General features: G+C 65.3%; 16 protein-coding genes. 5 read left to right on the top strand and 11 right to left on the bottom strand.

Annotated features, from left to right (window positions below):
- Nucleotides 1-5 precede the first annotated feature (5 nt).
- Genes AC5P6X_RS15700 through ndk form a run of 3 tightly spaced genes read right to left on the bottom strand, consistent with a single transcriptional unit; the run spans nt 6 to nt 2,419 of the window.
- Nucleotides 6-791 carry a tetratricopeptide repeat protein gene (locus tag AC5P6X_RS15700; RefSeq protein WP_329757249.1) on the bottom strand — a complete coding sequence of 262 codons (786 nt, stop codon included), beginning with the start codon at nt 789-791 and terminating at the stop codon, nt 6-8.
- Nucleotides 778-1,983 (bottom strand): dual-specificity RNA methyltransferase RlmN, encoded by a 1,206-nt coding sequence (rlmN, locus tag AC5P6X_RS15695; protein ID WP_005409296.1) that lies wholly within the window; start codon nt 1,981-1,983, stop codon nt 778-780. The genes AC5P6X_RS15700 and rlmN overlap by 14 nt, the downstream gene beginning before the upstream one ends.
- A gap of 10 nt (nt 1,984-1,993) precedes the next feature.
- The gene (ndk, locus tag AC5P6X_RS15690) at nt 1,994-2,419 is read right to left on the bottom strand and encodes a nucleoside-diphosphate kinase (RefSeq protein ID WP_005409295.1); all 426 of its coding nucleotides are present in this window, start codon (nt 2,417-2,419) and stop codon (nt 1,994-1,996) included.
- 313 nt (nt 2,420-2,732) lie between these two features.
- Between ndk and AC5P6X_RS15685 the strand changes: the two genes are divergently transcribed.
- The 3 genes from AC5P6X_RS15685 (at nt 2,733) to AC5P6X_RS15675 (ending at nt 7,106) form a co-directional block, all read left to right on the top strand.
- On the top strand, nt 2,733-3,386 hold the full coding sequence (locus tag AC5P6X_RS15685) for a TetR/AcrR family transcriptional regulator (RefSeq protein ID WP_005409294.1): 654 nt from the start codon (nt 2,733-2,735) through the stop codon (nt 3,384-3,386).
- A 39-nt stretch (nt 3,387-3,425) separates the two neighbouring features.
- Nucleotides 3,426-5,798 carry a 3-hydroxyacyl-CoA dehydrogenase/enoyl-CoA hydratase family protein gene (locus AC5P6X_RS15680; protein WP_329757248.1) on the top strand — a complete coding sequence of 791 codons (2,373 nt, stop codon included), beginning with the start codon at nt 3,426-3,428 and terminating at the stop codon, nt 5,796-5,798.
- Nucleotides 5,799-5,897: 99 nt separating this feature from the next.
- Complete coding sequence (locus AC5P6X_RS15675; RefSeq protein WP_099605904.1) at nt 5,898-7,106, top strand: acetyl-CoA C-acyltransferase; 1,209 nt, start codon at nt 5,898-5,900, stop codon at nt 7,104-7,106.
- 635 nt (nt 7,107-7,741) lie between these two features.
- Here the strand turns inward: AC5P6X_RS15675 and galU are convergent.
- From galU to cmk, 8 genes are all read right to left on the bottom strand, one after another.
- On the bottom strand, nt 7,742-8,620 hold the full coding sequence (galU, locus tag AC5P6X_RS15670) for a UTP--glucose-1-phosphate uridylyltransferase GalU (RefSeq protein WP_005409291.1): 879 nt from the start codon (nt 8,618-8,620) through the stop codon (nt 7,742-7,744).
- The gene (locus tag AC5P6X_RS15665) at nt 8,617-10,530 is read right to left on the bottom strand and encodes a polysaccharide biosynthesis protein (protein ID WP_171039714.1); all 1,914 of its coding nucleotides are present in this window, start codon (nt 10,528-10,530) and stop codon (nt 8,617-8,619) included. The genes galU and AC5P6X_RS15665 overlap by 4 nt, the downstream gene beginning before the upstream one ends.
- Before the next feature lie 3 nt (nt 10,531-10,533).
- On the bottom strand, nt 10,534-11,523 hold the full coding sequence (locus tag AC5P6X_RS15660; protein WP_099605905.1) for an MraY family glycosyltransferase: 990 nt from the start codon (nt 11,521-11,523) through the stop codon (nt 10,534-10,536).
- Nucleotides 11,524-11,526: 3 nt separating this feature from the next.
- Nucleotides 11,527-12,705, bottom strand: a complete 1,179-nt coding sequence (lapB, locus tag AC5P6X_RS15655) for a lipopolysaccharide assembly protein LapB (protein WP_049448339.1) — start codon at nt 12,703-12,705, stop codon at nt 11,527-11,529.
- Nucleotides 12,706-12,711: 6 nt separating this feature from the next.
- Nucleotides 12,712-12,996, bottom strand: coding sequence for a lipopolysaccharide assembly protein LapA domain-containing protein (locus AC5P6X_RS15650; protein ID WP_049448337.1), 285 nt, complete (start codon nt 12,994-12,996; stop codon nt 12,712-12,714).
- A 77-nt stretch (nt 12,997-13,073) separates the two neighbouring features.
- Nucleotides 13,074-13,379 (bottom strand): integration host factor subunit beta, encoded by a 306-nt coding sequence (locus tag AC5P6X_RS15645; RefSeq protein ID WP_005409286.1) that lies wholly within the window; start codon nt 13,377-13,379, stop codon nt 13,074-13,076.
- Nucleotides 13,380-13,466: 87 nt separating this feature from the next.
- On the bottom strand, nt 13,467-15,152 hold the full coding sequence (rpsA, locus tag AC5P6X_RS15640) for a 30S ribosomal protein S1 (protein WP_057498113.1): 1,686 nt from the start codon (nt 15,150-15,152) through the stop codon (nt 13,467-13,469).
- A 198-nt stretch (nt 15,153-15,350) separates the two neighbouring features.
- Nucleotides 15,351-16,028: a (d)CMP kinase gene (gene cmk / locus AC5P6X_RS15635; protein ID WP_005409284.1), complete on the bottom strand. Its 678-nt coding sequence runs from the start codon at nt 16,026-16,028 to the stop codon at nt 15,351-15,353.
- 197 nt (nt 16,029-16,225) lie between these two features.
- On the opposite strand from cmk, the gene ykgO reads away from it, so the two are divergent.
- Both ykgO and AC5P6X_RS15625 read left to right on the top strand, forming a co-directional pair.
- Nucleotides 16,226-16,351, top strand: coding sequence for a type B 50S ribosomal protein L36 (ykgO, locus tag AC5P6X_RS15630; RefSeq protein WP_005409283.1), 126 nt, complete (start codon nt 16,226-16,228; stop codon nt 16,349-16,351).
- A gap of 176 nt (nt 16,352-16,527) precedes the next feature.
- Entirely contained in the window at nt 16,528-16,827 is a 300-nt protein-coding gene (locus AC5P6X_RS15625) for a hypothetical protein (protein ID WP_227837998.1), read from the top strand.
- Nucleotides 16,828-16,864 lie beyond the last annotated feature (37 nt).

Here is a 16,864-nt window from a genome sequence, read left to right as displayed (position 1 = left end):
TGGAGTTAGGAGCCCGCTTCCTGCGGAAATTCCTGTCGAATGCGCTGAAGATAGCGGTCAGATGCCGCCCGATCACCCAGCCGCGCTTCGATTTGAGACGCAAGTTGTAACACGGAACGCGTTGCGGGTGCAGCCGCAATCCTACGTTCGGCGAAGGCCCGGGCCTCCATGTAGCGGCCCTGGCGGAAGCTGAGCTGGGCCATGGCCTCCAGCGCGACCGGGTTTCCCGGCAGCGCCGACAGCGCCGCGCGCAGTTCGCGCTCGGCACGCTCGAACTGGCCTGCATCCAGCGCACAGCTACCGGCGTTGGCCTGTGCTTCGGCCACGGCGGGATTGCCCGGCGCCCGCTGGGCACGATCGAACCAGATCAGCGATTCGGCCGTCTGGCCCTGCTGGCAGAGCCAGGCACCGTAGTTGTTGAGCACGTCGCCGCGCTGCGGCGCCAGCTCTGCAGCCTTGCGGAAGTTCTCGCCGGCCTGCTGGCTGCGACCGCGACGCTCATCGATGCCCGCAAGCAGGACCAGGCCGTCGGGGGCCGTCGGCACCAGCTTCTGGGCTTCGCGCGCCTTGCGCTCGGCAGCATCGAGATTGCCGACCTGGATGTCGCGGCCGGCCAGGGTCAGCAATTCCTGCCAGCGCACCTGCTGCCGCACCCCTTCCGGATCACGGACGGAGTAGACCGGCGCCTCGCTCGGGCCAAGCTTGGCCTTGGGATGGGATTTGCAGCCGCCGACCGCGAGGGCCAGCGTGCCTGCGAGCAGAACCAGCCAGAGGCGGTCAGGCCGCGGCATCGCTCCCCTTCCCCGCCTGCAGCGTCTTGTTGAACTCCGCCTGGCGGCGGGTGCGGTCCATCACCTGGCCCTTGAGCTGGCCACAGGCGGCGTCGATGTCGTCGCCACGGGTACGGCGGACCATGGTCAGCACGTTGCTGTCGAGCAGGATCTTCTGGAAGGCGCGGATGTGCGCCTCTTCCGAACGCTCGTAGCGGGTACCCGGGAACGGGTTGAACGGAATCAGGTTGACCTTGCCCGAATCCTTGGCCTGCACCGCGTTATCGAACTGGCGCATCAGGCGGGCCAGCTCGCGGGCATGCTCGGGCTTGTCGTTGATGCCCTTCATCAGGGTGTATTCGAAGGTGACCGATTCGCGGCGCTTGTTGGCGCGCAGGTAGCGTGCGCACGAGGCCATCAGCTCGGCGATCGGGTACTTCTTGTTAAGCGGCACCAGGGTCTCGCGCAGCGCGTCGTTCGGTGCGTGCAGCGACACCGCCAGCGACACGTCGCTTTCGGCAGACAGGCGGTCGATCTGCGGCACCAGGCCGGAGGTCGACAGGGTCACGCGCTTGTTGGCCAGGCCGTAGCCCAGGTCGTCGCGCATCACGCTCATGGCGCGCACGACGTTGTCGAAATTCATCAGCGGCTCGCCCATGCCCATCATCACCACGTTGGTGAGGCGGCGCATCTGGTGCGGCACGTTGCCCAGGTGGCGCGCGGCAACCCACACCTGGCCGATGATCTCGGCGGTGGTCAGGTTGCGGTTGAAGCCCTGGGTAGCAGTGGAGCAGAACGTGCAGTTCAGGCCGCAACCGACCTGCGAGGACACGCACAGCGTGCCGCGGGTCTTGTCCGGGATGTACACGGTCTCGATGGCGTTCTTGCCATCCACGCCCATCGCCAGCAGCCACTTGTGGGTGCCGTCGGCGGAGGGCTTGTCGAACACGATGTTGGGAACCAGCACCTCGGCATGGGCCTGCAGCTTGGCGCGCAGGACCTTGCCGAGGTCGGTCATTTCATCGAAGTCGGTGACGTAGCGATGGTGGATCCACTTCATCACCTGATGGGCACGGAACTTCTTTTCGCCGAGAACCTCGACGAAAAACTTCTCCAGGCCCGCGCGATCGAGGTCGAGCAGGTTCTGCTTGCCAGCCGTGGGTGCCGACTTCGGCAGCGGCTGGATGGCGGGGGACTGTACGACCTCGTTCACGGCATTACTCTCAGCGCGAAACGACTTCGGTGGCGGCGAAGAAGTAGGCGATTTCAATCGCGGCATTCTCGACCGAGTCCGAGCCGTGGGCGGCGTTGGCATCGATGGATTCGGCGAAGTCGGCGCGGATGGTGCCCGGCGCGGCTTCCTTCGGGTTGGTGGCGCCCAGCAGGTCGCGGTGGGCCAGGACGGCGTTCTCGCCTTCCAGGGCCTGGATCATCACCGGGCCGGAGATCATGAACTCGACCAGCGCGTTGAAGAACGGACGCTCGCGGTGCACGGCGTAGAAGCCTTCGGCTTCACGACGCGACAGCTGCTTGTACTTGGCGGCCACGACCTTCAGGCCGGCCTTCTCGAAGCGGGCGTAGATTTCGCCGATGACGTTCTTGGCAACGGCGTCCGGCTTGATGATCGAAAGGGTGCGCTCCAGCGCCATGGGATGTCTCCAATGGAATCGGGCCGCTGATGGCCCGAAGGGTAACATGAAAAAAACCCGCGTCGGGACGCGGGCTTAGCCTGATAAACGTAGGCGAATTGTAAAAGATAAAGCGGCGGCACGGTAGTGCCGGCCGCTGGCCGGCATTGGGCGCCATTCAACCTCGGGGCTGCCGGCCAGCGGCCGGCACTACCCCATTCACCGACCTGAGTGAAATCTGACCGGACCGGCCGATTTTGCTGCACTGCAAAATGCCATACGGTACCGTCTGGTCCTAGTATCAAACAATCGTTTGATTAAGGTCCGCCCACCGATGGCCAAGCCCGCCCACTTCTCGACCAAGGACCGGATCCTCGGCGCGGCCGAGGAGCTGTTCGCCCAGCACGGCTTCGCCGGCACCTCGCTGCGCCAGGTGACCAGCCAGGCCGACGTCAACATCGCCGCGGTCAACTACCACTTCGGCTCCAAGGAAAACCTGGTCAACGAGGTGTTCCGCCGCCGCATGGACGAGATGACCGGTGCCCGCCTGTCGCAGCTCGAGCGCGCCCGCGCCGAGCACCCGGGTGAACTGCGCCCGGTGCTGGCTGCCTTCGTCGAGCCGGCCCTGGCGCTGGCCCAGGACCGCCAGAACGGCGGCGCCTTCGTGCGCGTGATCGCCCGCGCCTACGCCGAGAAGAACGACAACCTGCGCAAGTTCCTGTCCGACCACTACGGCCACGTGCTGCGTGCGTTCGGCAAGGCCATCGGCGAGTGCGTGCCGGACCTGAGCAAGGAGGAGCTGTACTGGCGCCTCGACTTCCTGGCCGGCTCGCTGACCTATGCGATGGCCGACTTCGGGCTGATCAAGCGTCCCGCCGGTGTCACCGAAGCGGCGCATCGTGCCCATGCCGCCCACGAACTGATCCATTTCGCCGAAGCCGGGTTCCGCGCCGCCGCACGCGCCAGCGCCCTGCCCGCTTCCCTTTGATTCCACCCAGTAACTGCTGACCAACAAAGGCCCTACACCATGTCCAATTCCCTGCTAGTCCGCCGCGCCGCCGTGCTGGGTGCCGGCGTCATGGGTGCCCAGATCGCCGCCCACCTCACCAACGCTGGCGTCGACACCGTGCTGTTCGACCTGCCTGCCAAGGAAGGTCCGGCCGACGGCATCGTGCTGAAGGCGATCGCCAACCTGGGCAAGCTGAGCCCGGCGCCGCTGGCCAGCAAGTCGCTGGCCGAAGCCATCACTCCGGCCAACTACGAGTCCGGCCTGGAGCAGCTGAAGGACTGCGACCTGATCATCGAGGCCATCGCCGAGCGCATGGACTGGAAGCAGGACCTGTACAAGAAGATCGCCCCGTTCGTGGCCGACCACGCGGTGCTGGCCTCCAATACCTCGGGCCTGGGCATCAACAAGCTGGCCGACGTGCTGCCCGAGCAGCTGCGCCACCGCTTCTGCGGCGTGCACTTCTTCAACCCGCCGCGCTACATGCACCTGGCCGAGCTGATCCCGGCCACCACCACCGATGCCGCCGTGCTGGAAGGACTGGAAGCATTCCTGGTCACCACCCTGGGCAAGGGCGTGGTGTACGCCAAGGACACCCCGAACTTCATCGGCAACCGCATCGGCGTGTTCTCGATCCTGTCCACCATCCACCACACCCAGCAGTTCGGCCTGGGCTTCGATGAAGTGGACGGCCTGACCGGCCCGCTGGTCGGTCGCCCGAAGTCGGCCACCTACCGCACCTCCGACGTGGTCGGCCTGGACACCATGGCCCACGTCATCAAGACCATGGGCGACACCCTGCCGAATGACCCGTGGCATGAATTCTTCAAGTCGCCGAAGTGGCTGGACGCGCTGATTTCCAAGGGCGCGTTGGGCCAGAAGACCGGCGCCGGCATCTTCCGCAAGGTCGGCAAGGACATCGTCGTGCTGGACCTGGAGAAGCAGGACTACCGCCCGGCCGACCGCACTGCCGCACCGGACGTGGTCGAGATCCTGAAGATCAGGAACCCGGCCGAGAAGTTCGCCAAGCTGCGCGAGAGCCAGCACCCGCAGGCGCAGTTCCTGTGGGCGACCTTCCGCGATCTGTTCCACTACAGCGCCTACCACTTGGCCGACATTGCCGAGACCGCGCGCGATGTCGACCTGGCCATCCGCTGGGGCTACGGCTGGTCGCTGGGCCCGTTCGAAACCTGGCAGGCCGCCGGCTGGAAGCAGGTCGCGCAGTGGATCGCCGATGACATCGTCGCCGGCAAGAGCATGAGCAATGCCCCGCTGCCGGATTGGGTCTTCGACGGCCGCGACGGCGTGCACGCCGCCGAGGGCAGCTACAGCCCGTCGCGCAACGCCAAGCTGCCGCGCTCGTCGCTGCCGGTGTACCAGCGCCAGCGTTTCCCGGATCCGCTGCTGGGCGAGACGTTCGCGCCGGGCGATACCGTGTTCGAGAACGACGGCCTGCGCATGTGGCACGACGGTGATGGCATCGCCGTGGTCAGCTTCAAGACCAAGATGAACACCGTGTCCGACCAGGTACTGGACGGCCTGCAGGAATGCGTGAGCCGCGCCGAGAAGGACTTCCAGGGCCTGGTGATCTGGCAGCAGAAGGAGCCCTTCTCCGCCGGTGCCGACCTGGCCGGTGCATTGGGCCTGCTGCAGGCCGGCAAGGTCGACCAGTTCGAGGAAATGGTCGCCAACTTCCAGCGCACCAGCCAGCGCATCAAGTACTCGCTGGTGCCGGTGGTGGCAGCGGTGCGTGGCCTGGCCCTGGGCGGCGGCTGCGAGTTCCAGATGCACAGCGCCAAGACCGTGGCCTTCCTGGAAAGCTACATCGGCCTGGTCGAGGCCGGTGTCGGCCTGCTGCCAGCCGGTGGCGGCCTGAAGGAACTGGCCGTGCGTGCCTCGCAGGCCGCAGGCCCGGGCGGTGACGTGTTCGCCGAACTGAAGAAGACCTTCGAGACCGTGGCGATGGCCAAGGTGTCCAACTCGGCGGTCAACGCCAAGGAACTGGGCCTGCTGCGCAGTACCGACAAGGTGGTGTTCAACAGCTACGAGGCCCTGCACATCGCCAAGGCCGAAGCCCGTGCACTGGCCGAAGCGGGCTACCGTCCGCCGCTGCCGGCACGCCGCATCCAGGTGGCCGGTGACGTGGGCATCGCCACCTTCAAGATGATGCTGGTCAACATGCTGGAAGGCCGTTTCATCAGCCCGTACGACTACGAGATCGCCGAGCGCATCGCCACCGTGCTGTGCGGCGGCAAGGTCGACCGCGGCACCCTGGTGGACGAAGAGTGGCTGCTGACCCTGGAGCGCAAGCACTTCGTCGAACTGGCCCAGCAGGAAAAGACCCAGGCCCGCATCGCGCACATGCTGAAGACCGGCAAGCCGCTGCGTAACTGATTGATGGCGGGTGCCGACCCCTGGTTGGCACTCCTCTGCCTCTGGTGGGTGCCGACCGTTGGTCGGCACCCCGGCTAAAAAATTCGAGAGATCACTGCAATGACCAAGCAAATCCAGGACGCCTACATCGTCGCCGCCACCCGCACCCCGGTCGGCAAGGCGCCCAAGGGCATGTTCCGCAACACCCGCCCCGACGACATGCTTGCGCACGTGCTGCGCAGCGTCGTCGCCCAGGCCCCGGGCGTGGACGTCAACCGCATCGATGACGCGATCATCGGCTGCGCCATGCCGGAAGCCGAGCAGGGCATGAACGTGGCGCGCATCGGCGTGCTGCTGGCCGGCCTGCCCAACACCATCGCCGCACAGACCGTGAACCGCTTCTGCTCCTCCGGCCTGCAGGCCGTGGCGCAGGCCGCCGACGCGATCCGCCTGGGCAACGCCGACCTGATGCTGGCTGGTGGCACCGAGTCGATGTCGATGGTGCCGATGATGGGCAACAAGATCGCCATGGCGCCGAGCGTGTTCGACAACGACCACGTGGCCATCGCCTACGGCATGGGCATCACTGCCGAGAAGGTCGCCGAAGAGTGGAAGGTCTCGCGCGAAGACCAGGACGCCTTCGCCCTCGCCTCGCACCAGAAGGCCATGGCCGCGATCCAGAACGGCGAGTTCAAGGACGAGATCAGCCCGTACGAGATCGTCTCGCACCTGCCGGACCTGGCCGACGGCCAGCGCATCATCACCCGCAACAAGATCGCCGACACCGACGAAGGCCCGCGCCCGGATTCCTCGGCTGAAGGCCTGGCCAAGCTGCGCCCGGTGTTCCGCAACGGCCAGTTCGGCGGCACCGTCACCGCCGGCAACTCGTCGCAGATGAGCGACGGCGCCGGTGCCGTGCTGCTGGCCTCGGAACAGGCGATCAAGGACTACGGCCTGACCCCGCTTGCCCGTTTCGTCAGTTTCTCGGTGGCCGGCGTGCGCCCGGAAGTGATGGGCATCGGCCCGATCGCCGCGATCCCGAAGGCACTGAAGCAGGCCGGCCTGACCCAGGACCAGCTGGATTGGATCGAGCTCAACGAAGCGTTCGCCGCGCAGTCGCTGGCGGTGATCCGCGATTGCGGCCTGGATCCGAGCAAGGTGAACCCGATGGGTGGCGCGATTGCCCTGGGCCACCCGCTGGGTGCGACCGGCGCGATCCGTACCGCCACCCTGCTGCACGGCCTGCGTCGTCGCCAGCAGAAGTACGGCATGGTGACGATGTGCATCGGCACCGGCATGGGCGCAGCGGGTATTTTCGAGGCGCTGTAAGGATCAAGGCGTTGCCGGCTGATTGTTGGTTGGCTGTGGGGCCCGGGTGGGTGAGGCTGCCCGGGACACGCCGTGAACCCCCAGACCGGCCCAGCCGCTGGCGGCTGTGCGTTCGGGCGCTTGCGAAGCAGTGCTTCGCAAGCAAAGCGCCCTCACCCATGGGGGCTTGGCAGCGGCTTGCTAGCGTGCGCAATCCTGCGCACGCAGCAAGGCCGGGGTTGGGCGTCCTGCCCAACCCGCCAGGCGCATGCGCCTGGCCCATGCCGCTGACAGTCCCGGTCAGCCTCACCCACCCGCGCCACCCAACATTCCGCGCGGCGGAGGGTTTAGCAAAAGCAAGGTCAAAAGCTGGGGTCAGAGCCCTTTGCTACGCAAAGGGATCTGACCCCAACAATCAAAAAAGGCAGCCATAGGCTGCCTTTTTTGATTGTGCTCCCGCCCTTGATTCCGCCCTTCCCGTCCGCGCCCGCAGGAAACCTGGCAGGCGGGACGGGTGGGCCTTTGCAGGACCGTTGGCGCGATGGATGGCGCCATCGAGCCCCCATGGATGGGTTTACGGCGTGTCCTGCAAAGGCCCACCCGTACCGCCCACCACGTATCAATCAAGGCGCCGCGAACGGAGCGCTTGATAAACCTTATTCCGCCAACATCGCCGTCAGCTTCTCCCGCGCCGGCCCTGCCAGCTTCGGGTTGTCCAGCGCGAAGCGGATCGTCGCTTCCACCAGCCCCAGGTGCGTACCGCAGTCGAAACGAGTGCCCTCGAAACGGTAGGCATCCACCTCTTCGGTCTTCAGCAGCTGCGCGATCGCATCGGTCAGCTGGATCTCGCCGCCGGCACCGCTGCCGGTCTGCTCCAGCAGCTCGAAGATCTTCGGGCTCAGCACGTAGCGGCCGACCACGGCCAGGTCGCTCGGCGCGTCCTCCGGCTTCGGCTTCTCCACGATCTGCGAAATACGGCCCTTGCGGCCATCGAAGGCCTCGGTCGCGACGATGCCGTAACTGGCGGTCTTGTCGTGCGGCACATCTTCAACGGCAATGACGCTGGCGCCACTGGCTTCGTTGAGATCGGCCATCTGCTTCAGCGCGCTGTCGCCGCGGTTCCAGATCAGGTCGTCCGGCAGCAGCACCGCGAACGGCTCGTCACCGATCACGGCCTTGGCACACAGCACCGCATGACCCAGGCCCAGCGCCTCGGCCTGGGTCACGAAGATCGCGCGCACGCCATTGGGCAGCACGTGACGGATCAGTTCCAGCTGCTCCTGCTTGCCGGCGCGCTCGAGCTTCTGCTCCAGCTCGTAGGCCTTGTCGAAGTAGTCGGCGACCGCGTGCTTGTAGCGGTTGGTGATGAACACCAGCGTGTCACAGCCGGCCTCGATTGCTTCATCCACGGCGTACTGGATCAGCGGCCGGTCAATGATCGGCAGCATCTCCTTCGGCACGGTCTTGGTTGCTGGCAAAAAACGCGTCCCCAAACCCGCTACGGGGAAAACTGCCTTGCGAATTCGCTTGCTCATTGGTGCCTGTTGGCCTCGCGTGCGGGAAAGGGCACGACTTTAGCGGATGAAATGTAAGCATCCTGTTCGATTGGCGAGAACTCGGGCATCGTCGCGAACAGGACTTCCTTGATGGTTTCGGTGTCGTAGCTGCACACCGCCTCGCGCAGGCGCGGGACGTTGCCCAGCACCAGATCGCGCGAGAACATGCGCACGCCGGCCTCGAGGACCTTCGGATGCGCGGTTGCGCGGTAGTCCTCGTCCGAATAGAACAGCGTCTCGTGCAGCTTCTCGCCCGGACGCAGGCCGGTATAGATGATCTGCACATCCTTGTACGGCTGCTTGCCCGCCAGACGGATCATCTGCTCGGCCAGCAGCCGGATCGGCACCGGCTCGCCCATGTCGAGCGTGTAGATCGCACCGTGCGAGGCCGAGGCTGCGGCCTGCAGGATCAACTGGCAGGCCTCGGGGATGGTCATGAAGTAGCGGGTGACTTCCGGATCGGTGACCGTGACCGGACCACCGCGCAGGATCTGCTCGCGGAACAGCGGCACCACGCTGCCGGCCGAGGCCAGCACGTTGCCGAAGCGCACGGTAACGAAACGGGTGTGCGTGGACTTCTGGTCGAGGCTCTGGCAGATCATCTCGGCATAGCGCTTGCTGGCACCCAGCGCGTTGACCGGATCGACCGCCTTGTCGGTGGAGATGAACACGAAATGCTCGACGCGCGCTTCCAGGCAGGCGCGGGCCACGTTCTCGGTCGCCAGGATGTTGTTACGCACGGCTTCGCGCAGCTGCCGTTCCAGCACCGGTACATGCTTGTACGCTGCGGCATGGAACGCGGTGTCGACCGGATGCAGCGACAGCGCATGGCGGATCACCGCAGGATCGCCACAGTCGCCCAGCACCGCTTCGATCTCGATATCGGGGAAGCTGCGACGCAGCTCACCCTCGATGGTCAGCAGCAGCAGTTCGCTGATCTCCAGCAGGATGATGCGGCCGGCACCGTGGCGCGCGCACTGGCGGCACAGCTCCGAGCCGATCGAGCCACCGGCACCGGTCACCATCACGGTGCGACCGCCCAACCAGCCCCGGATCAGGTTCCAGTCCGGGGTGATCGGCTTGCGGCCGAGCAGATCCTCGATCGCCACTTCCTTCAGTTGGCCGGGCAGCGACTGCCCCTGCAGGATGTCGCTCAGCTTGGGCACGGTGCGGAACGGCACGCCGGTGCTTTCGCAGATGGCGACCACCCGCTGCATGCCTGCGGCATCCAGCGAGGGCATGGCGATCACCAGCAACTTGGCCGCAGTCTCGCGGACCACCACCGGGGCATCATCGAGGCTGCCCAGGATCGGCAGGCCCTGCAGCTTGGCGCCGCGCAGGTGCGGTGCGTCGTCCAGCAGGCCGACCGGTTCGAAGTTGCCGGAGCGGCGCAGATCGCGGACCAGCGTCTCGGCGGCTTGCCCCGCACCGAGGATCAGCACGCGGCGCGCGCTCGAATCCGACTGCAGTGCCTGGTAATCCTTCCAGGCCCGGTACAGCAGGCGCGGGGCGCCCAGCAGCGCCGACAGCGCGAACGGATAGATCACCAGCACCGACATCGGCACGCCGTCGAAACGCTTCCACATCAGCACCAGCACGATGCCGACCAGGCCGATGAAGCTGGCCTTGAAGATGTTCAGCAGGTCGCTGACGCTGGCGAAACGCCACAGCCCGCGATACAGGCCCACGCGCCAGAACACCAGGCCCTGCAGCAGCAGCACCAGGGTGGTGTCGACATTCCAGAGCGGAAGTGAGGGCGCGTTGGGGAGGATCGAGTACCGCCCGGCGTGGAGCAGCTGCCAGCATGCCCAGACCATGAACAGGTCGTGGCAGACGATGGCCGAACGCGGCATCAGGCCGAGGATTCTGTCCCGCCAGGGTGAAGCCATAAGTCAGGTATTTCCTTGTCGGTGACGCAATCCATTGCGCAGGAGGATCCAGAGGACGCTCAGCGCGAGAAACCACGCGACCGCCAGGACAGCCTCCCACCTCGGCTGCAAATTGGAGCAGACATTAAGCACTGTAATACTGAACAGGCCCAAAGCAAAGTACATCCCTGTCACCTGGGCGTGGCTGGCTCCTGCCTGCACCGCCCGCTGGTAGACGTGCTGGGTATGGGGTTCCATCCAGCGTTGTCCGGAGATGATGCGCGCCGCCAGTGTGAAGCCCGCGTCCACGAGGAACGCCGAAGCCGGCACCAGCAGCAGGATCCAGTTGATCTCGGTACGCACCGCAGCGATCGCCAGGACGACGGCGACTGCATAGCCCAGCGCGCCACTTCCGACATCACCCATGAAGATCCGGGCCCGCGGGAAATTGAACGGCAGGAAGCCCAGGCAGGCCAGGCCCAGCGCCACCGCGGCCAGCGAATACGGCCAGGGCAGCACCGGCGCCAGGCCCAGCGCAACAACAATGGCCTGGCTGGCGGCAATACCGTTGATGCCATCCATGAAGTTCCAGATGTTGATCAACGAGGCGGTGAATACCAGCACCAGCCCGGCCAGCAACCAGCTTCCACCATGCACCTTGACCAGGGCGGCCAGCAGCGCGGCGGCAATGAAGTGCACCAGCAGGCGGCGCATGGCCGGCAACGGCCGGTGGTCGTCCCACCAGCCGATGCCCGCCACCAGTACCAGGCCCACGCTGGCCACCAGCAGGCTCGGTGTCGATTCAGGCCAGACCCACATCGCTGCACCGGCGGTGACCAGCAGGCTGATGACGATGGCGATGCCACCACCGCGCGGCGTTGCCACGCTATGGCTGCGACGCTCGCCGGGCTGGTCCAGCAGTTGCTGGCGCAGGGCATAACCCCGTGCCGCCCAGGTCAACCCCGCACTCAGCAGGGCCAGCCCCAGCAGCGCGCCCATCACGAGCCACGGCACGGATCAGAGCACCGCGTAGTTCAGCAGTGGCTTGACCGTGCCCCATTCCTTGCAGCTCGGGCACTGCCAGTGGTGGGTGCGTGCACCGAACCCGCAACGGGTGCAGCGGTAAGCGGGATTGCGCACCAGCAGCTGGTCGGTGATGTGCTTGAGGTCATGCAGGGTCGCCGTGGAATCGGCGCCCTCGGCCAGGGTCAGGTCGATCAGCGCCGATTCGCCACGCACCGACGGACGATCCTTGAGCTGGCGGCCAAGGTAGGCTCGGGCCGGAGCCACGCCCTCCTGCTCTTCCATCAGCCGGGTCAGGGCCAGCACCGGGGCGATGCCACGGTAGTGCTCGGTCATTTCCGACAGGAACGCACGTGCGCCTGCCAGATCGCCTACCTTGCGGTAGTTTTCCATCAACGCCGGCAGCAGCTCCGGCAGGTACTCCGGGTCGTTGCGCGCGGCGCGCTCGAATGCACGCACGGCGGCTTCAGCGTTGCCGGCATCGGTCTCAAGGCGACCTTCGATGATGCCGGCGCGCACCGACATCGCATCGGCCTGGTAGGCCCGGGCAATCGCTGCCCTCGCCTCTTCCAGCTTGCCGGCGCCGCGGAAGCGCTCGGCCAGTTCGCATTCGAACTGCCCGATCAGCTTGCCCATCGGCTCGCCGGTGACGTCCTCGAAACGGGTGGCGTTGTCGATCGCCTTTTCCCAGTCGCGCTCGGCCTGGTAGATGCCGATGAGGTGCTTGAGCGCCTGCGGTGCGCGCTGATCCAGCTGCGCCAGCTCGGTGAACACGGTCTCGGCACGGTCCAGCAGGCCGGACTTCATGTAGTCCTCGCCCAGCGCCAGCAGGGCCTGCACGCGTTGCGCGTCACTCAGGTCGTGGCGGTTGACCAGCCCCTGGTGCAGGCGGATGGCGCGGTCGACTTCACCGCGGCGGCGGAACAGATGGCCCAGCGCGACCTGGGTCTCGAAGGTTTCCTTGTCCAGCTCGGCGATGTGCAGGAACAGCTCGATGGCCTTGTCCGGCTGCTCGTTGAGCAGGTAGTTCAGGCCACGGAAATAGGTGCTCGACAGGCGGCTGACCTGGCTGTCACCGTGGCGTTGACCACCACGCCGCCCGATCACCCACCCGGCCAGTGCGGCCAGCGGAACGAACAGGAAGAACCAGAACCACTCGGTGACGAAATCCATCTTCGATCAACGTCCATCAAAAGATTGGGGGGAAGCGACCGGTGCCGGCGAAGCGACAGCGGACTTGTTGGCGCGGCGCAGCTGGCTGTAGAGCGGAATGACCACGCTCACCAGCACCAGCCCGGCACCGACCACGACACCGACCAGCAGCGCGGCGATCAGGGCCACGCCCACCGAGGTGTGCAGCTGGGTAAACAGTAGGTTGATCGACATCGCGGTCATGTTGACCGCACCAATGATCAATCCAAGGATCAGCACCGCCAGCAGGACCAGCAGACGAAAAACCTTCATGCGACAGCTCCAGTGGCAGGAGTCCGTAGCTTATCCGACTCGCGGCTGGATTCGCACGCGGTGGCGCGACGGAGGGCTCAGGCCGGATCGGCGTCCAGCGGCAGCACACTGCTGACCCGCTCGCGCAGTTCCTTGCCCGGCTTGAAATGGGGGACATGCTTGCCCGGCAGGGCAACCGATTCGCCGGTCTTCGGGTTGCGACCCAGGCGCGGCGGACGATAGTGCAGCGAGAAGCTGCCAAAACCACGGATCTCGATGCGATCCCCGGCGGACAGCGATCCGCCCATCATTTCCAGCAACGACTTCACCGCCAGATCGACATCATCGGCCTTCAGGTGCGCCTGGCGGCGCGCAAGGATTTCGATCAGTTCGGATTTGGTCATTACCGGCTCACATCAGGGGCATCTCAGCCTGAGACGGCCCGGGCAATGCCCGGGCCGTCCAGGAAACAACGAACAGCGTAAGGCCGATTACTCGGACTTGTTGCCGTTCAGCTGCGCACGCAGCAGCGCGCCCAGCTGGGTGGTGCCGCTGGAAGCCGAAGAGGACTGGTATTCCTCCAGCACTTCGCGCATTTCCGCGTCATCCTTGGCCTTGATCGACAGCTGCAGGGTACGGCCCTTGCGGTCCATGCCCACGAACTTGGCTTCGACCTTGTCGCCGACCTTCAGGTGCTGGGTGGCGTCGTCAACGCGCTCGTTGGCGATGTCGCGAGCCGAAACGTAACCCTCGATGCCGTCAGCCAGCTCGATGATCGCGCCCTTGGCGTCGACTTCCTTCACCACGCCTTCGACCTTGGAGCCCTTCGGATTGGCAGCCATGTACTGGCCGAACGGATCCTGCTCCAGCTGCTTCACGCCCAGGGAGATGCGCTCGCGCTCCGGATCGACAGCCAGGACGACGGCGTCCAGGGTATCGCCCTTCTTGAAGTTGCGAACGACGTCTTCGCCGGTGGTGTTCCAGCTGATGTCGGACAGGTGGACCAGGCCGTCGATGCCGCCGTCCAGGCCGATGAAGATGCCGAAGTCGGTGATCGACTTGATCTGGCCCGACACCTTGTCACCCTTCTTGTGGGTGGCAGCGAAGGTTTCCCACGGATTGGCGGCAACCTGCTTCATGCCCAGCGAGATACGGCGACGCTCTTCATCGACGTCCAGCACCATCACTTCGACTTCGTCACCAACCTGCACAACCTTGGACGGGTTGACGTTCTTGTTGGTCCAATCCATCTCGGAGACGTGCACCAGGCCTTCGACGCCCGGCTCGATCTCAACGAACGCGCCGTAATCGGTGACGTTGGAGACCTTGCCGAAGACGCGGCTGTTGGCCGGGTAACGACGGGCGATGTTATCCCACGGATCTTCGCCCAGCTGCTTCAGGCCCAGCGAAACGCGGTTGCGCTCGCGGTCGAACTTCAGCACGCGCACGTCCAGCTCGTCGCCGACGTTGACGACTTCGGACGGATGGCGCACGCGCTTCCATGCCATGTCGGTGATGTGCAGCAGGCCGTCGATACCGCCCAGGTCCACGAACGCGCCGTAGTCGGTCAGGTTCTTGACGACACCCTTCAGGATCGCGCCTTCCTGCAGCTTGTCCATCAGCTGCTCGCGCTCTTCCGAGTGCTCGCTTTCGACGACAGCGCGGCGCGAGACCACGACGTTGTTACGCTTGCGGTCCAGCTTGATGAGCTTGAACTCGAGTTCCTTGCCTTCCAGGTAGGCCGGATCGCGCACCGGGCGCACATCGACCAGGGAACCCGGCAGGAAGGCGCGGACATCCTTGATGTCCACGGTGAAACCACCCTTGACCTTGCCGCTGATGCGGCCGGTGATGGTTTCGTTCTTTTCCAACGCTTCTTCCAGCTCGTCCCACACCATCGCGCGCTTGGCCTTCTCGCGCGACAGGACGGTTTCGCCGAAGCCGTTCTCGATCGAGTCGAGGGCGACCTTGACGATGTCGCCTTCGGCGACGTCGATTTCGCCAGCGTCGTTACGGAACTGTTCGATCGGCACGATGCCTTCGGACTTCAGGCCAGCGTTGATCACCACGACGTCGCCGCGGACTTCAACAACGGTACCGCTGACGATGGCGCCCGGCTTCAGCTTGGCCAGATTGGCCTGGCTGGCTTCAAACAGTTCGGCAAATGATTCGGTCATTAGATTTACTCTGTTGGACACATGGGTCGGTGGCGTCCCCTTCAGGGGAATGGCGACCGCCCGCCTGTTGGTCGACCCCGGAAACGCAGGTCGTGTGTAGTAGGAAAACCGCCACGCATCATTGCGCGACGGAGCTGGTACAGCACTGCTATGCGCGACCACCGCCGATGCTGCTGGCAGTGCTCCCGCGCGAACGGATCAGGCAGCCGGAACCGGAAGCAGATCCATCACTCTGGCAACGACATCATCGATGCCGATGCCTGTGGTGTCGATGAGGACAGCATCGTCTGCCGGCTTCAGGGGCGCCACGGTACGCTGAGCATCACGGGCGTCGCGGGCCATGATCTCGCGCAGGAGGTCATCAAAGTTAACAGAAACCCCCTTGTCTTTCAACTGCTTATGCCGGCGCTCGGCGCGCTCCTCGGCACTGGCGGTCAGGAAGACCTTGTAGGGGGCGTCCTTGAAGATCACCGTGCCCATGTCGCGGCCGTCGGCAACCAAGCCGGGCAGCTCCCTGAATGCGCGCTGGCGCTCCTTCAGCGCGGCGCGCACCTCGGGAATGGCGGCGATGGCAGAAGCCAGCGCGCCGGTGGTCTCCAGGCGCAGCTCGTCGGTGGCATCGGTGCCGTTGACCATGACCCGCATCGACTCGCCCTGTTCAACAAACTGAACATGGGTGTCGAAGGTGCAGCGCACCAGCGCCGAGGCGTCGGAGGTGTCGATGTCGGCCCAGCTCGCGGCCACGCCCACCGCGCGGTACAGCGCACCCGAATCCAGGTAATGCCAGCCCATCCGGCGCGCGATGATGCGGCTGATGGTACCCTTGCCGGCCCCGGAAGGGCCGTCGATGGTCAGGACGGGAGCGAGTGGATTCATGGGGTTCCCAGAGCGTGTGAAGGGGCCATTCTAGCCCCTGCCAGACGCCCCCAGCGGGATCTTTTGTGCAACCACTTGAAACCACGAGGAAAAGCCCGGTAGAATGGCGGGCTTGAACGAGCGTCAACTGCCGATTGTCTTTCGCATATCGCGGCCACGCTCCACCCGAACAACTACTGTTTACGCCGAGGTATGCCATGAAAGTCCTGTCCTCCCTGAAGTCGGCGAAGGCCCGTCACCGCGACTGTAAGGTCGTCCGTCGTCGCGGCAAGATCTTCGTCATCTGCAAGTCGAACCCGCGTTTCAAGGCGCGTCAGCGCTAAGCCCAACAGCCTTCACGGCTGCGGCTGGCCCTACGCGGGGCCGACCCGATGCAAGAAACCGCCTTCGGGCGGTTTTTTGTTTATGCGGCTTTTTCCTGCTGATTTTGCTGTAATCGCCTTTCTTGACCACTGGGGAGTAGATCGAGATGAAGCGTTACCTGTCCGCCCTGGCCGTGATGGCCACCCTGGCCGCCGCCACGCCGGCGCTGGCCGATACCCTGCTTGTCGACCGCGCCCGCGAGAAGCCGGCCGGTGCCCTGCCCGTGCGCGGCCAGAGCATGCAGCAGGTACAGGCGCAGTTCGGCGCGCCGAGCGAACAGCTGCAGCCGCGTGGCGGGCAGAAGCGGCAATGGCCGACCATCAACCGCTGGGTGTACCCGCAGTTCACCGTCTACTTCGAGAAGCAGAAGGTGATCGACGTGGTGGCCAACCAGGCGGACCCGAACGAAATCGGCCCGAAACCACCGATCCGTTGATCCCTTTACCCGCCGTGGGCGGGCCTGTGTAGCGAGA

It is taken from the genome of Stenotrophomonas sp. YJH_SMC_40 (assembly GCF_059368615.1).
Note: the sequence above shows the minus strand (reverse complement) of the source record. Positions and strands in the feature narration are given on the sequence as shown.

Excerpts from the sequence above, each read along its gene's own strand:
- AC5P6X_RS15700 (WP_329757249.1), bottom strand. The coding sequence starts at position 791 with ATGCCGCGGCCTGACCGCCTCTGGCTGGTTCTGCTCGCAGGCACGCTG.
- AC5P6X_RS15680 (WP_329757248.1), top strand. The coding sequence starts at position 3,426 with ATGTCCAATTCCCTGCTAGTCCGCCGCGCCGCCGTGCTGGGTGCCGGC.
- rpsA (WP_057498113.1), bottom strand. The coding sequence starts at position 15,152 with ATGACCGAATCATTTGCCGAACTGTTTGAAGCCAGCCAGGCCAATCTG.
- AC5P6X_RS15685 (WP_005409294.1), top strand. The coding sequence starts at position 2,733 with ATGGCCAAGCCCGCCCACTTCTCGACCAAGGACCGGATCCTCGGCGCG.
- ykgO (WP_005409283.1), top strand. The coding sequence starts at position 16,226 with ATGAAAGTCCTGTCCTCCCTGAAGTCGGCGAAGGCCCGTCACCGCGAC.
- AC5P6X_RS15675 (WP_099605904.1), top strand. The coding sequence starts at position 5,898 with ATGACCAAGCAAATCCAGGACGCCTACATCGTCGCCGCCACCCGCACC.
- AC5P6X_RS15625 (WP_227837998.1), top strand. The coding sequence starts at position 16,528 with ATGGCCACCCTGGCCGCCGCCACGCCGGCGCTGGCCGATACCCTGCTT.
- ndk (WP_005409295.1), bottom strand. The coding sequence starts at position 2,419 with ATGGCGCTGGAGCGCACCCTTTCGATCATCAAGCCGGACGCCGTTGCC.
- AC5P6X_RS15665 (WP_171039714.1), bottom strand. The coding sequence starts at position 10,530 with ATGGCTTCACCCTGGCGGGACAGAATCCTCGGCCTGATGCCGCGTTCG.
- AC5P6X_RS15645 (WP_005409286.1), bottom strand. The coding sequence starts at position 13,379 with ATGACCAAATCCGAACTGATCGAAATCCTTGCGCGCCGCCAGGCGCAC.
- galU (WP_005409291.1), bottom strand. The coding sequence starts at position 8,620 with ATGAGCAAGCGAATTCGCAAGGCAGTTTTCCCCGTAGCGGGTTTGGGG.
- AC5P6X_RS15650 (WP_049448337.1), bottom strand. The coding sequence starts at position 12,996 with ATGAAGGTTTTTCGTCTGCTGGTCCTGCTGGCGGTGCTGATCCTTGGA.
- lapB (WP_049448339.1), bottom strand. The coding sequence starts at position 12,705 with ATGGATTTCGTCACCGAGTGGTTCTGGTTCTTCCTGTTCGTTCCGCTG.
- cmk (WP_005409284.1), bottom strand. The coding sequence starts at position 16,028 with ATGAATCCACTCGCTCCCGTCCTGACCATCGACGGCCCTTCCGGGGCC.